General features: G+C 43.3%; 14 protein-coding genes. 5 read left to right on the top strand and 9 right to left on the bottom strand.

Annotated elements, in window-relative coordinates:
* Positions 1-181 precede the first annotated feature (181 nt).
* The 5 genes from G4P54_RS21505 (at position 182) to G4P54_RS18135 (ending at position 5,366) form a co-directional block, all read left to right on the top strand.
* Positions 182-313 carry a hypothetical protein gene (locus G4P54_RS21505; protein WP_255210021.1) on the top strand — a complete coding sequence of 44 codons (132 nt, stop codon included), beginning with the start codon at positions 182-184 and terminating at the stop codon, positions 311-313.
* Positions 310-582 (top strand): hypothetical protein, encoded by a 273-nt coding sequence (locus tag G4P54_RS18120; RefSeq protein ID WP_240939687.1) that lies wholly within the window; start codon positions 310-312, stop codon positions 580-582. Before G4P54_RS21505 ends, G4P54_RS18120 begins: the two co-directional genes overlap by 4 nt.
* Positions 583-864: 282 nt before the next feature.
* The gene (locus tag G4P54_RS18125) at positions 865-3,357 is read left to right on the top strand and encodes a PEP/pyruvate-binding domain-containing protein (RefSeq protein WP_167873433.1); all 2,493 of its coding nucleotides are present in this window, start codon (positions 865-867) and stop codon (positions 3,355-3,357) included.
* 76 nt (positions 3,358-3,433) lie between these two features.
* Entirely contained in the window at positions 3,434-3,997 is a 564-nt protein-coding gene (locus G4P54_RS18130) for a TetR/AcrR family transcriptional regulator (protein ID WP_167873434.1), read from the top strand.
* A gap of 34 nt (positions 3,998-4,031) precedes the next feature.
* Positions 4,032-5,366 (top strand): MFS transporter, encoded by a 1,335-nt coding sequence (locus tag G4P54_RS18135; protein WP_167873435.1) that lies wholly within the window; start codon positions 4,032-4,034, stop codon positions 5,364-5,366.
* 47 nt (positions 5,367-5,413) lie between these two features.
* Here the strand turns inward: G4P54_RS18135 and minJ are convergent, their stop codons facing one another.
* The 9 genes from minJ to prfB form a co-directional block, all read right to left on the bottom strand.
* A complete protein-coding gene (minJ, locus tag G4P54_RS18140; protein ID WP_024714191.1) occupies positions 5,414-6,610 on the bottom strand; it encodes a cell division topological determinant MinJ in 1,197 nt (398 codons plus the stop codon).
* A 78-nt stretch (positions 6,611-6,688) separates the two neighbouring features.
* Positions 6,689-7,042 (bottom strand): swarming motility protein SwrAA, encoded by a 354-nt coding sequence (gene swrA, locus G4P54_RS18145; RefSeq protein WP_032681958.1) that lies wholly within the window; start codon positions 7,040-7,042, stop codon positions 6,689-6,691.
* A gap of 382 nt (positions 7,043-7,424) precedes the next feature.
* Complete coding sequence (gene ctpB, locus G4P54_RS18150; RefSeq protein ID WP_167873436.1) at positions 7,425-8,867, bottom strand: carboxy-terminal processing protease CtpB; 1,443 nt, start codon at positions 8,865-8,867, stop codon at positions 7,425-7,427.
* 140 nt (positions 8,868-9,007) lie between these two features.
* Positions 9,008-9,898 carry a permease-like cell division protein FtsX gene (gene ftsX, locus G4P54_RS18155; protein WP_024714194.1) on the bottom strand — a complete coding sequence of 297 codons (891 nt, stop codon included), beginning with the start codon at positions 9,896-9,898 and terminating at the stop codon, positions 9,008-9,010.
* Positions 9,891-10,577, bottom strand: coding sequence for a cell division ATP-binding protein FtsE (gene ftsE / locus G4P54_RS18160; protein WP_024714195.1), 687 nt, complete (start codon positions 10,575-10,577; stop codon positions 9,891-9,893). Before ftsE ends, ftsX begins: the two co-directional genes overlap by 8 nt.
* A gap of 234 nt (positions 10,578-10,811) precedes the next feature.
* Positions 10,812-11,150, bottom strand: coding sequence for a cytochrome c551 (cccB, locus tag G4P54_RS18165; RefSeq protein WP_024714196.1), 339 nt, complete (start codon positions 11,148-11,150; stop codon positions 10,812-10,814).
* Positions 11,151-11,198: 48 nt separating this feature from the next.
* Positions 11,199-12,044, bottom strand: a complete 846-nt coding sequence (locus tag G4P54_RS18170; protein WP_167873914.1) for a YitT family protein — start codon at positions 12,042-12,044, stop codon at positions 11,199-11,201.
* Positions 12,045-12,232: 188 nt separating this feature from the next.
* Positions 12,233-13,383, bottom strand: a protein-coding gene (locus tag G4P54_RS18175; RefSeq protein ID WP_167871594.1) for an IS3 family transposase whose coding sequence is annotated in 2 segments (ribosomal slippage) — positions 12,233-13,110 and positions 13,110-13,383 — 1,152 coding nt in all. Because the reading frame shifts where the segments join, the coding sequence is not laid out codon by codon here.
* Between the two features lie 117 nt (positions 13,384-13,500).
* A protein-coding gene (gene prfB / locus G4P54_RS18180) for a peptide chain release factor 2 (RefSeq protein ID WP_111909799.1) occupies positions 13,501-14,602 on the bottom strand; the annotation gives its coding sequence in 2 pieces (ribosomal slippage) (positions 13,501-14,529 and positions 14,531-14,602; 1,101 coding nt in all).
* Positions 14,603-14,624: the final 22 nt, after the last annotated feature.

The following is a 14,624-nucleotide window of genomic DNA, read 5'->3' on the forward strand; positions in this document are numbered from 1 at the left end:
ATGAAGAATCGGACAATCATTCAATCGTTCCCTCTTTGTACACCATACCCTTTTTCAGCCTAAATCAATCATCATATCTGCACTTTGGTTCCGGCTGACAGAAAAAAACTAGATAAATAATAGAATAGGTTGATTTAGCAGTTACGAAAGCTCAATAAAAATGGACAGGGGGCGGACGAATATGCAATTCAAGTTCGTTACATCTGTTTTAACAGCAGCCGTACTACCCAGTCTCCTCCTGATGGCATCGCATCCCGCTCCTGCAATCACAGGTTTAGCCGATGAAGTGCTTCCGGATAATCATTATAGATGAAAGCCCCAGACGGCCGCCGATGGAAAAACAAAACAGCCGGCGAGCGTGATCGATCCGCTTCGCTCACTTCTCCAAGCGGAAAAAGCGACGATTTTAAAATTCAGTATGTGGCTCCTGAGAAGACAACCGTTCTCGAAGCAGAAGATCACGGTCACCTCTCAACGATTAAGCCGGGAGAAAGTGTGTATTTGAGACTGAAATCGATGACGGGTGACTACAGGACAACAAGCAAAGCAACAATGATTTCACTTATTCTATTAAAAAAATAAATTGATTACATACATGAGTGCCGCTGCTCTATTTTTGTTTATACATGCCCTCCTCCAAATTCGAGAATAAAAGAAAAATAGGCATACTGCACCAGTCCGACTATATTTTTCGTGATATTCTAACTAACTTAACTATTCATTTTATTTAGGACTTTCTGAGTTTGACAGCATTTTCCTAAAAATCTACAATTGAACGATAGTGTTCACTATCATTTTTTCCGAACACAGGCTCCGTTATAAAAGACTAGAGAGAAAAAATATGAAGGAATGGGGGTTTCAAATATGTATTCTGTTATTTTTCGCCAAGCAGAAGAGTCCAGCCGGCTGGCTGGAGCAAAAGGCATGAATTTGATTAAACTGACTAAACACGGTCTTCCTGTACCAGACGGGTTTATTATTCAGACGAATGCGCTTGCCCGTTTTATGGAGGAAAACCAGCTTCATGAGACTAGCGAAAGCATTGAAAGCGGGATCATTGCCGGAACATTTTCTGATGAACTGAAAGAGGAGCTGACGGATTCCTTTTACAAGCTAAGAGAATCATACCGCTCTGTGGCCGTGCGTTCTTCATCCGCCTCGGAAGATTTAGAAGGCGCTTCCTTCGCGGGCCAATACGAAACCTACTTAAATATCAAAACAGAGGAAGAGTTTTTGGCTAAAGTGAAAGAATGCTGGGGCTCATTTTTTTCAGGCCGAGTCAGCACCTATAAGAAAAAAATGAACAATCAAATCACAGAACCGTTAATGGGCATTGTCGTTCAGGGGCTGATTGATTCAGAAGTGTCAGGTGTTATTTTCAGCCGCAATCCTGTTACCCATGATGATAGAGAGCTATTAATCAGCGCAAGCTATGGTTTAGGGGAAGCTGTCGTCTCTGGAAGCGTCACCCCGGACACATTTATCGTCAATAAATCCTCATTCGAGATTCAGAAAGAAATAGGCACAAAGGAAATCTACATGGAGTCTGCGGCAGAAGGAATTGCTGAAAAAGAAACGAGCGAAGATATGCGCAGGCGTTTTTGCCTTACAGATGAACAAGTGATTGAACTGGCTGAAATCACGAAAAAAACCGAAGAGCTGTACGGATATCCAGTCGATATCGAATTCGGAATCGCTAATCGTCAAGTATACCTTCTGCAAGCCCGCCCGATTACAACCATTGAACAGGACAAAAAAGCGGCAGAAGAAATACGCAGCTTCATGATGACAGACGCCGATATGGAAGATTTCTGGATCAACATGGAGTCAAATATTGAAGGTCCGGTAAGTCCGTTATTTTCATCATTCATTGTACCGGCCATGGAGTACGGCTTAAAGAAAAACATGCAAAAGTTTCCGCTTGGGGCAGTTGCAGAAGAAGTGAAGCTTTATCGCGGGCACATTTATTCCAAAAATCAAGGCGGACATCTGCCTGATGAGAACTGCGGCAAAGAGATTTTTCCGATATTATCGGAGCGTATGTATGACATCATCAAACACACCTACCTTCCATTTTACGAGACGCTGGATCAGCTCGCACAAACTGATCATACTGCTGAAAGCGCACTCGATGCTTTTAGAAAGTTAAAAGCCTTTTATCTCAGGGCTTATGATGAACATTTCAATATTGTTTTCCCGCAAATGCTTCTGACAAACAAATTGCGAGCGATGTACCAGCACATTCAAGGAGAGTCTGAAACCGCTCATTTTTACGAAATGCTGACAGGAAAAATGAACAAATCACTGGAAACTGACCGCTGCCTGTGGCTATACTCCGTTGAAGTTCGGGAAAACCCGAATCTACTGGCGATTTTTGAAAACACCGAGCCGGAACAGCTCCAAGAAAAATTAGAACAAACAGATGAGGGCAGACACTTTCTGAAAAACATTCATGAATTTTTGCAGGATTACGGGTGGAGGTCTGTAAAGAGCCATGATCTGATTGAACAGATTTGGGCAGAAAATCCGTATTTTGCTCTGACCAATATTCAAAATTACGTCCGCAATGGCTATCATTTTGACAATGAATTTCAGAAAACGAAAGAAAAACGAGAGAAATTATATCATGACTTCTTGGAAAACATAGAAGATCCCCACGTACGAGAACAATTTGACCAGTATTATCAGTGGACGCTGAACTCTGCAAATATAATGGATGACCACCACTTTTATATCGATGCCATGCTGGATGCCAAGGCGAGGGTCTTTCTGCTGAAGGTAGGTGAATTGCTGGTGAAACATGGTGTCATTCAAGATCGGGAGGATCTTTGGTTCTTGTATGATGATGAAGTGGAAAACGCGCTCCTTCACCCTGTATCCCTGCAAGAAAAAGCTGAAAAACGCAGACAGGCCTTTCATGAGTATGAGCTGGCCAAAGCCCCTGCCTACCTCGGTACTCCGACAAAAGAACAGCTCAAAATCGCTGAAGAGATTGTCGGCGCTGTTATTGAGGATGAAAAAAACACGGAGAATCACATTTTTGGCATCGCGGCATCAAGCGGTATTGCCACAGGTCCAGTAAAAATCATTCGGGACGCCAGTGAATTTTCTCAATTCGCGTCTGGGGACATCCTCGTTTGCAAAATGACCACCCCGCTATGGACCAGCCTGTTTCAAGACGCCAAAGCGATTATTACAGACACAGGCGGCATTTTGTCCCACGCTGCGATTATTGCTCGCGAATACGGCATTCCCGCCGTACTCGGCACCCGTACGGCAACAGAAAGACTTAGACACGGGGATATCGTCACCGTCGACGGAAGCAGCGGCAAAATCACGGTTGTCAGCCGGGCTTGATGCGTTCCCGCTCTTTCTTATACAAGCTGGGCAGGTGTATACTTGTCCTGCCAGTATATTCGTGAGGTGAAGCGTATTGAGATCGACAAACAAGAGAATCCTTGATGCTGCCACGCAGCTGCTCGTCAAAAAAGGATATAGCGCTATGACGACAAAAGAAATCGCGGAAAAAGCAAACGTAAGTGAAGCGACGATTTTCAGGAATTTCAAAAACAAGCAGGGACTGATCGAGGTTTTGCTTTCTCAGTATTCCTCAAATCAAGGCAGCATTCTGGAACAAACCGAAGGAGATTTGTACAAAGACCTGCTTCATATCGGAACCTGTCTCTTGGAGGAGCTCGAACGAAGAAAAGATATCATTAAAATCAGTTTTCGTGAACCGGCCATGTTTCAGGGGGTCATCAACCACGTCACTGAATATCCCCAATGTATGAAACAGCTGCTGGTTGATTATCTCAAAACAATGGGCGAAAAAGGGGTTATTCAGTCAGGAGATGAAGCGGAGCATGCCGACGTGTTCATGTCGATCATTTTTGGTTATTTTATTCACCGTCTCCATTTAGGAGACAGGGTGATTTCAATGTCCCAGGAAAATATGCTGGAGCATAGCACAGCTCTGTTTGTCAAAGGAATTTCTTGATGATTTCCTTGGCATAACAAGAAGGAGGATCCCAATGAGCTCAAGAAAAGAATGGGCGCTGATCGTCTCGCTATTATTAGGGGCCATCCTCGCTCCCATCAACTCAACGATGATCGCGGTCGCGCTCTCATCCATATCCCATACGTATAACGAGTCCATCGCAAGCATCACTTGGGTGGTTACCGTTTATTTAATCGTGATGGCCGTCACACAGCCTATTGCTGGAAAACTCGGTGACATGTACGGCAATAAAACAATGTACTTATGGGGCGTCGGCCTTTTTCTTATCGCGTCCTTAGGCTGCGCCCTCTCACCGAGCCTGGTGCTGTTGATTGTCTTTCGGGCATTGCAGGCTGTCGGCGGCGCACTGCTTACGCCAAATAGCATCGCCATTATCCGTCACGTTGTTTCTGAAAAGCGCCTTCCGAAGGTGTTTGGATTTTTTGGGCTCGGCGCGGGGCTTGGCGCCGCTCTTGGGCCTTTCATCGGCTCTTTGCTGATTGACAGCTTTAGCTGGCATTCGATTTTTTGGGTCAACATCCCGTTTCTCGCCATTGCTTTAATTACGGCATTAACCATGTTCCCACAATATAAAGAAAACAAATCTGACGCGCCGCTGGATATTATCGGTTCTCTCCTGCTTGCAGGCAGCATCGTTTCAATCATCCTGCTGACGAAAAATGAAACTTCATGGGGCTATGCAGTATACAGTGTATTGATCCTTCTTTTTGTCCCGCTTTTTTTCAGAAGAGAAAAACGCACAAAGCACCCAATCATAGATTTTACACTGTTTAAAAGCTCAACCTTTACAAATGCCAACCTATCAGTCTTATTAAGCAATCTGATGATGTACGCCGTCTTATTGATCATGCCGTTATTCATGACGAGCCAATTTGGGCTCAATACGTCTAACAGCGGCATGGCGCTCTCTGTATTTTCGATCTTCATGTCGGCCAGCAACTGGGTGGGGGCACAGCTCCATCACAAATGGGGAGCAAAAAAAATCATTTTTCTTTCATTTGCGATGATGGCTGGTGCGAATCTATTATTTTTGCTGTTAAGCAGCTCTCATTCTGTCTTGTTCCTTATGATCTCCCTTATTCTAGGCGGGCTCGCATCGGGAGTGGGACTGACCAGCATGCAGATATCATCTCTTGCCACAGTAGATCCCGGCATGTCAGGAGTGGCGTCCGGCATTTTCTCGACCTTCCGTTATTTCGGAAGCATTATTTCATCAGCCTTAATCGGCCTGATTTCCGGATACCACACCTTATTTATCATTCTCTTCGCTGTCTCCATCATTGGCGTTTTTGTTTCATTAGGCATCAAATCTGATGAAACGGCACGGATGGAAAAAAACTCAGCGTAACACAAAACAGCCCGGCACCGCATATTCTTGCGGTGCCGGGCTGTCTTTTATGATCCAGACAAAGCGGCTGCTTCGTCTTCACGTTCATCCTTTACGAAAAGGATGCCCAATTCATGATGTTCTCCCTCATAAGAAGCTCTTTGATCAAAACGAATTTCTCCGTTCAAACCGATAATTTCAAGCTTCACATATGCACGGTTATGCTGGAGCGCTTCATAAAAATCAGATACGTTCTTAACCGGTATGCCATTCACTTTAGTAATGACTTCTCCAATTTTCAATTCCAGGTCCTCAGCCGGCGTATTTGGTATAATCCCAAGCACCATTAAGCCCTGATCACGTTTCGAGAAATAAAACGGAGCCGCGTTATCATTCACCCTTTGCTTAATGGATAGAAAAATACGTCCTAATACAGCCGCACATACGGCTGCACCCGCAAGCGGCGTCCACAGTAAACCCGCTGCACCGAGAGCTGTGACGATTAAGCCTAGAATACAAACACGTTTCGCTGTGATCCTTATGCTCGTTTCAGGAAGAGACCCTTGCACCCTTTGTCCAAATCCGACAAAGTACGGAATCCATAGAAAATGGAATGATCCGCCCGGAATGGTAAACACAGGCCACCAGCTGACATGTGATTCTAATCCGTTGCCAGGCACGAGAAGGAACAACGGCAAAAGCCATATCCGGTTTGCCAACTGCTGCCCGATCGGCAAACCTCGGCTGCTCAAGACAATTGCCGGTGATGTTCTCACATGTGCAGAGCGATAAGCAACCGCTCCTTCAATGATAATCAACAAGCCCAAAAACACAGCCATAGCCGGCCAGACAACTGCAAATCCTTGCGGGAATCTCTCCAGAAAAGGTTCCGCCTGATTGATTTGCAGTCCGAAACCTATCAGCATACTCGCGCTTACGATATATGCAGCAGACATCCAGTTTGCGCGAAGAGTGAGCGCTGCCGCTGCAGTGATAACGGCAATAATCGCAAGTAAACCGAGAGGAATCGAGATTCCGAGTACGCCTAAAACAACCGATAAAAGGAGGCCAGGGATCAGCCCTTTTGTATAAGTAAATTTCAGTTCATCATAAATATCCGCTATTCTAGTATGAAAGGTTTTTCTTTCCCGTTTGATCCTTACATAGCCGAAAAACAGACTTATCATGATAAAAAACCAGAAAAGCGGGTGCAAGAAGAACAGGCCCACACTTTTTAACAGTTCAAATCCCCATTGAACAGACACTATCTTTCACCGCCTCAAGCCAAACATATTACTTCTATTCTATCAAATATTAAATGGCTTGGATATCCTCGGGAGCGTTTATCCCTCTTGCGTCATCCACAGCGTGACATTCGATAATGAAAAATCCTTTAAATAATGGTTTACATCCACATCCAATAAACCGCTGATCAAGTGCATCGACCTTTTTATATCTGTCAGATTGATTCCTAATCGCTTATGATTCTTCATTAAGTAGTTAAAATAATGTTTGGCACATTCTTCATCGATATCATTTACTGATTCGACATTGGTGTAATTGACTAAATACCTGCTAAACAGCATAAGAAGACTTAGTGCTTTTGTAGCTGAAAATGTTACATCTTGTGTTCTGTCTTTTAATTGTTCGACTAATTCATAATATTTTTTTTCACGCACAATACTTGCCCTCTTCAATTGTGAACCCCCATTTTCTTTATACAGATAAGCACGGGCCAGTATAAGCAGCAGTACTGGAGTGCTAACAAGCATTTTCGCTAACGTTTCTCATTAAATACCTGTCTTACAGCTGCCATAAACCTGATTACTGTTCTTTTTAGAACCTTCTTATATTGTATGAAGTAAACAGAGACTAGGCAACTTGCAAAAGTTTCATTTTAAATGCATATTATCTCGTTAGAAAGTCTCTCTCATATATTGATATCGGGTAATCACAGTCCTTTATAAATGTTTATTTGTGAAATTTTTTTAATTTCTTGTCAAAAACTCATTTTTTATGTGACTTATGATTCATTCACTCGTTAAGTATAAAGAAACAGGAGATGGAAGACCATCTCCTTTATTTTACAAATAGTGATTTCAGCGCTGTTTGAAGCTGCAAATCATTTTTTTCGTTTGATTTTTTCTTTTCTATCTGCTGATTTAAGGCCTCAGCAGTGCGAGTATCGATTACACCCGTCTTATCCAGCTTGTTTTGATCTTGAAAGGCCAAAACCGCTTTTTGCATGTCCTTACTGAAATAGCCATCCTCACGTCCCGGGTCGAAGCTAAGACCTTTTAATAATACCTGTGCATGCTTAACATCTTCATTGTTCATATCCACTTTAAGCGGCTCTTTCAGCTGCAAAGGTCCGGCGGAAAAATAATCAGGCTGCTTCATCGCAATGGTCGGCTCAATTCCTTTCTTATGAATCCAGTTTCCATTTGGCGTCAGCCACTTATAGAGCGTCAATTTGATGTTGCTGCCGTCCCCCATTGGAACAGCCTGTTGAACCGTCCCCTTACCAAAAGACCTATCGCCTACAACATCATAATGTCCTGCTTCCTTTAATGCGCCGGCAAGAATTTCTGATGCGGAGGCACTCCCTTTATCCGTAATCACATTGACAGGATACGCTTTTTTATGGGGCAAGGTTGAAAAATATCGTTTTTTATCTCCATTGCGCTCAGCAATCTGAATATACGGCTTATCCTTTGTAACGAAGTGCTTAAGAATTTCTTCCACACTTTGAAGATATCCGCCCGGGTTGCCGCGGACATCAATAACAAGGCCATCAATTCCTTTTTTCTCAAGACCGCCCAGCGCTTTTGCAAAATCCTTCGCGGTATGCTCGGAAAAAGTAGAGATGCTGATATATCCGACAGAGTGCCCCTGCACGTTTTTCTCTGAAGCAAATACCGTTTCGAGTGGAATCTCAGCTCTCTTAATCCGGAATGACAGCTGCTTTTTCGTGCCCGGCCGCTGAATCTTCATTAAAACGCTTGACCCTTTCTTTCCTCTTATTTTTAACACAGCGTGATTTAAATCCTTGCCAGCCATTGATTCTCCATTGATGCTGATAATTTCATCATTAGGCTTAAGCCCGGCTTTTTCCGCTGGCGATTTCTTAAATGGGGAAACAATAATAATTTTGCCGTTTGCCATTCCAACCTCAGCCCCAATGCCTTCAAATGAGGAATCAAGAGAATCAGAAAATTGCTTAGCTGTCTGCTTGTCCATGTAGACAGAATAAGGATCATTCAGCGTAGACAGCATTCCTTGGATGGCTCCCTCGAGCAGCTTTTCTCTATCAACTTTTTCTACATACTCATTCGAAATTAACTCATACGCTTTTTCGATTTTGTCCATAGCCTTATTCCGTTCAGAGTCAGCTTGTGCCGTGACGGGAACTGCTGCAGTCTGGGGCTTATCCATCTCAAGCAGGTTCATTCCCGCATATACACCGGCGCCTCCGAACAGCATGCTCCCCGCTGCGATCACAGCCATTATCTTTTGATTCATCCTTTACTCCTCCTGTATGCCAGACTGTCTTTATCAAAACCTAGAGATAGTATATGTAAAGGATGGAGATTTCATGTAATCATAGAAGAAAAAGAAGGCAAAAGAAAAGCCGCCCACAGAAGCGGGACGGCTTTTTCTCTTTATACTCGCAGAAACTTGCGGATGGAAGTCAGACTTCCCCATACTCCAATTACTGCTCCGATTGCAACCAGCACTAACGAAACCTGGAATACAAATGGATTATAAGGAAGAAGAGAGACAAATGATCCTTGAACCTTCGGAACGACCCAGCCGATGAGGTATTGGTAAGTGCTCAGCACCAATGCAATCGGAATCACTGAACCGAATACGCCAAGCAGCAATCCTTCAAGGAAAAACGGCCAGCGGATAAACCAGTTCGTCGCACCGACAAGCTTCATGATTTCAATTTCTTTTCTTCTTGCGAAAATTGTAATTTTAATGGTATTGGAAATCAAGAACATCGCCGTGAATACCAGTCCGATAATTAACGCGATTCCGATGTTGCGGGAAACGCCGACCACTTTAAACAAACGGCTGACTTCTTCTTTACCGTACGTGACTTTATAGACATGATCCATTTTTTCAATCTTTTTTGCCACGTTCGGCGTATCATGCGGATCTGTTGTTTTAACGACATATGCGTTATTAAGCGGATTCTCCTGATTCTTCATCGTCAGGGATTTACCGCTGTCGCCAAAGCTGTCAACCAGCTGGTCAAGCTCTTTTTCTTTAGACGAAAAAGTGACACTCTGAATGCCCTTCAGTTCCTTAATATCGCTCTGCAGTTTATCCTGTGCCTTCTGGTCTGCCGTCAGATCAATCAAAACTTTGATTTCGACTTGTTTTTCGGCGTTCGTGGCCATGTTATTCAAATTCAGCATAATCACTAAAAACACGCCGACTAAAATCAGCGTAACTGTTACAGCACTAATGGATGCAAATGTCATCCATGTGTTTCTCCCGAGAGATTTAAAACTCTCACGCAAGTGGCGCCCGAGAATTTTAATCATATGAACCATACTCCCCTCTTGACTCATCACGCACAATGATACCATCTTCGATTGCAATGACACGTTTCTTAATGGTGTTTACGATTTCTTTGTTATGTGTCGCCATTACGACTGTTGTCCCGCGGTTATTGATTTCCTCCAGCGTCTTCATGACTTCCCATGACGTATCCGGATCAAGGTTTCCTGTAGGTTCATCAGCGATGACAACATCAGGGTTGTTCACAATTGATCTGGCAATAGATACACGCTGCTGCTCCCCGCCTGAAAGATGGTCAGGAAATTGTCTCGCTTTATGCTTCAGCTGCACGAGATCAAGCACTTCAAGCACCCGTTTCTTAATGACAGACGGCTGTTCTCCAATTACTTCAAGGGCAAATGCCACATTTTCAAAAACAGTAAGTTTCGGCAGAAGCTTAAAATCCTGGAAGACAACGCCTATTTTACGGCGCACGAAAGGAATCTCTTTTTCTTTAATTGCAGCGAGATCTTTATGATTGATTAAAATTTGTCCTTTTGTCGGTTTTTCTTCTCTGTATATCATTTTAATAAAAGTAGATTTACCCGCACCGCTCGGACCGACAACATACACAAACTCGCCGGGATGAATGTCAACAGAAATCCCATTAAGCGCTTTTACACCGTTCGGATAGGCTTTGTATACTTCCTTCATCTCTATCATGAAATCACCTAATCTTTTATATCATTTTATTTATCACACGGTCACACTCGTCGAATACATTCGACAATTTATGACCTATTCATTTGTAAAAAGATGAAAAATCTGAAACTTTTATTTTTCAACACACTTCATTATACGTCAAATTTAGACATAATACTATTACAGTTTCTTTTCATTCATATTGTCAGGGCATAAAAAAATCTTTGCCTGCGCTGCGGCAAAGATTTTTTTATCTTACTTTTTTTCCGACAGCCATTTGGCAATAACAGCGGCTTCTTTATCATTTACAAGCCCCTTCGGCATATTGCCCCGGCCGTTTTTAATAATGCTTTCAATTTTGTGTTCGTCGTATTTGCCTCCGACTTCTTGAAGATTAGGCCCTGATACACCTTCTAAATCCTTGCCGTGGCAGCCTACGCAGCTTTGCTGATATAATTCTTCCCCTTCAGATGCAGAGGCTTCAGTCTTGCTGCCGGTGTCTGCCTTCTCTTCTTTTGCATCGTTTGAACCGCAGGCGGCCAACAGAACGGAAAGAGTAAGTCCAAGCAATAGTATCGATAACTTTGATTTCATGTTGAGAAGCACAACTCCTTTACGATCTCTACCATATTATAACCTCGTTTAAGCGCGTTTGAAACCCTCGCCCAATACCTCGCTCGCGTCCGCTACAATCACAAAAGCAGACTCATCAATCTGTTTGACGATTTGTTTCAATTTGGTGAATTCAGTTTGCCCAACCACGCACATTAAAATCGGGCGGTCATCGTCAGTATATCCGCCGACTGCGGAAATTTTCGTCACGCCTCTGTCGATTTTCTGTAAAACGGCTTCCTTGACTGCCTGCTCCTGCTTTGTAATAATAAGCGCCATTTTTGAACGATTAAAGCCGACTTGAACGACATCAATCGTTTTGCTGGACACAAAGACGCCAAGCATGGCATATAAGCCTTGCTCAATATTAAATACGATCATAGCCGTAATGACAATCAATCCGTCAATGATGGCAAGACACGTTCCCAATGACAGACCGGAGTACTTATGAATGATCTGTGCAGCCAAGGCGGTTCCGCCAGTCGAACCTTTCCCTAAATACACAATGCCAATTCCGACACCGATGCCGACGCCGCCAAAAATCGCCGCCAGAAGCTCATGATGGGTAGCCGGCTGAATATTTCTTGTCAAAAACACGACAAGCGGCAAAAAAACAGAACCCGCGAGCGTCTTAAGACCAAATTTTCCGCCAAGCAAAACGACACCGGCAATAAATAAAGGGATATTAATAATCCACTGCACATACGCTGCTTCAAAACCATATGACTGCAAAATCGTGCTAATTCCGCTGACACCGCCGGCGGCAATCTTATTTGGAAGCAAAAATACATTAAAGGACACGGCTGTAATTACTGCTCCTATCAGTATGTATACATAATCCCGTAAAATCCGATGTGTGTTATTCCGTACGTCCATCATATATCCTCCGTTTCTTCCATTGCTCTCCGATAGCATTTTAATCCTTCTCCGATCAGATGTAAATAACACCCAAATAAAGTGGTAATATGCTAAAGCAGCAGTGAAATCAAGGATATGAAGGAATGAAAAAACACACCTGAATATGGGACTGACCCCCGTTTTTGAGACAGGGATCAAAACACCTTTTAAACAGCCAATTGCCGATAGTTTATCGGTGATTGGTTGTTTAGTTTAGTTTGGATACGAATATTGTTATAATAATGAATGTATTCTATGACAGTGCGTTCTACGATGGCGGTCGTAGTTCGATCAATGCTGTTAAGATAGAACGTTTCAGACTTTAGTGAGGAATGAAACGATTCGATGGAGGCATTATCAGCGGGCGTCCCTTTGCGGGACATGCTCATGGTAATGCCTTTTGTTTTAACAGCTTTTTGATACTCGTAAGATGTATACACAGAACCTTGGTCACTATGTAACACGCAGTTCTCAGGCAACATTGGCAGCTGATCAAGTGTGTCTAAGACAAAGGCTGTATCCTGCTTATCCCCAATCGTAAAAGCAATCACTTCTCCATTGTATAAATCCAATATACTGGAAAGGTACAATTGTTTCTGTCCATAAGGCAAATACGTAATGTCCGTTACTAGTTTTTCAAGAGGGCGATCAGACTGAAAGTTCCGATCCAATATATTATCGACCACGGCATATGGCTGCCCATCCTTCTTGCGCTTTTTCACCTTAACCCGGCACTGCCATTGATTTTTCTGCATAATACGTTGAACCGTTTTATGGTTAATATGCATACTCTTTTTTAGTATAGCTGTGATTTTTCGATATCCATATCGATACTTGTGCTCTCGGCACAACGTGCCGATTTGTTTTTCCAAATGGCGCTTGGGATGATCCTTCATCGGATTCTTCTTCCAGCGATAATAAGACGCTCGAGAGATACCTAAATGAATACAGATATCCTGTATGGTCATTGTGCTGTTCAATATTTCTACAAGTTCGACTGACGTTTCGCTATCAACTTCCTTTCCAATTCGTTGTACTTTTTTAAAACTTCATTCTGTTGTCTCAGGTAACGAATCTCTGCCTGCATTTTCTCTAATTCGGAAGAATACTCCGGACCTTTTCCGTAAGTGTATTGCTTTCCAACAGGCTGTTCGAATCGATGTGTATCCCCAGCCTTATGCCATCTAACCCATGTCTGAACCTGTGTCTTATTCTTAATATTCAACTCCTGCATGATCTCTTTCATAGGTACGCCTGCCAATCTCATTTCTACAGCCTTCTGTTTCACTTCAACCGGATAACTCACTCTTGTCCCCATAGAAAAAACACCTCCAAGTCTAATTTCGGATAACAATCATCCGTATTCAAACTTGAAGGTGTTTTTTATTTGTCTCATCTTATGGGGTCAGTCCCATATATCAGGTGTGTTTTATGCTTATGAAAGCTTAGAACGCAGGTAGGCATCAATAAATGTATCAATGTCACCGTCCATTACCGCTTGAACGTTCCCCATTTCTGTATTGGTCCGATGGTCTTTTACCATGGAATACGGATGGAATACATAAGAGCGGATTTGGCTTCCCCAGCCGATTTCTTTTTGTTCACCGCGAATTTCATCCAGCTCTGCCTGCTGCTCTTCAATTCTGCGCTGATACAGCTTGGCCTTCAGCATTTTCATGGCTCTTTCACGGTTTTTAATTTGTGAGCGTTCTGTTTGGCACGTTACAACCACATTCGTCGGCAAGTGCGTAATCCGAACCGCTGAATCCGTCGTGTTGACGTGCTGCCCGCCCGCTCCGCTTGCACGGTACGTATCAACTTTAAGATCCTCCGTACGGATATCAATATCAATCTCGTCGTTAAATTCAGGCATGACTTCACAAGATACGAATGATGTATGACGGCGGCCTGAAGAATCAAACGGTGAAATTCGCACGAGACGATGGACACCTTTTTCCGCCTTGAGATAACCGTAGGCATTGTGTCCTTTGATCAGCAATGTGACTGACTTGATTCCCGCTTCATCACCCGGAAGGTAATCGAGCGTTTCCACCTTAAAGCCGCGGCGTTCTCCCCATCTGGTATACATTCTGAGAAGCATTGAGCCCCAGTCCTGTGACTCCGTACCGCCAGCACCAGGGTGCAGTTCTAAAATTGCGTTGTTTTTATCATACGGCTCACTGAGCAGAAGCTGAAGCTCAAACTCATTGAACTCTTTTGTTAATGATTTTAATTCTTTTTCAAGCTCAAGCTGGAGGTCTGAGTCCGGCTCTTCTTTCAAAAGATCATGAGTCATTTGCAATTCTTCATGGGATTCATTCAATTTTTTATAGGAATTGACATAATCCTTTAAACCATTTGCTTCGTTGATGACCGTTTGGGCTTTCTGCTGATCGTTCCAGAATTCCGGATCAGCCATTTGTTCATCTAGCTCAGCAATGCGGGCCTCTTTTGATTCGAGGTCAAAGAGACCCCCTAAAGTCCGCTAAACGAGAAGCCATATTTTCGAGCTCTGCCCTGATTTCTGATAATTCCATTCCTATTCACCTCATTAAAAGA

The organism is Bacillus tequilensis, assembly GCF_012225885.1.
GTDB classification, from domain to species: domain Bacteria; phylum Bacillota; class Bacilli; order Bacillales; family Bacillaceae; genus Bacillus; species Bacillus tequilensis.

Coding starts and splice junctions, on each gene's coding strand:
- cccB (WP_024714196.1), bottom strand. CDS start 11,150: ATGAAATCAAAGTTATCGATACTATTGCTTGGACTTACTCTTTCCGTT.
- G4P54_RS18120 (WP_240939687.1), top strand. CDS start 310: ATGAAAGCCCCAGACGGCCGCCGATGGAAAAACAAAACAGCCGGCGAG.
- ftsE (WP_024714195.1), bottom strand. CDS start 10,577: ATGATAGAGATGAAGGAAGTATACAAAGCCTATCCGAACGGTGTAAAA.
- ftsX (WP_024714194.1), bottom strand. CDS start 9,898: ATGATTAAAATTCTCGGGCGCCACTTGCGTGAGAGTTTTAAATCTCTC.
- ctpB (WP_167873436.1), bottom strand. CDS start 8,867: ATGAATCAAAAGATAATGGCTGTGATCGCAGCGGGGAGCATGCTGTTC.
- G4P54_RS21505 (WP_255210021.1), top strand. CDS start 182: ATGCAATTCAAGTTCGTTACATCTGTTTTAACAGCAGCCGTACTACCC.
- G4P54_RS18170 (WP_167873914.1), bottom strand. CDS start 12,044: ATGGACGTACGGAATAACACACATCGGATTTTACGGGATTATGTATAC.
- G4P54_RS18125 (WP_167873433.1), top strand. CDS start 865: ATGTATTCTGTTATTTTTCGCCAAGCAGAAGAGTCCAGCCGGCTGGCT.
- G4P54_RS18135 (WP_167873435.1), top strand. CDS start 4,032: ATGAGCTCAAGAAAAGAATGGGCGCTGATCGTCTCGCTATTATTAGGG.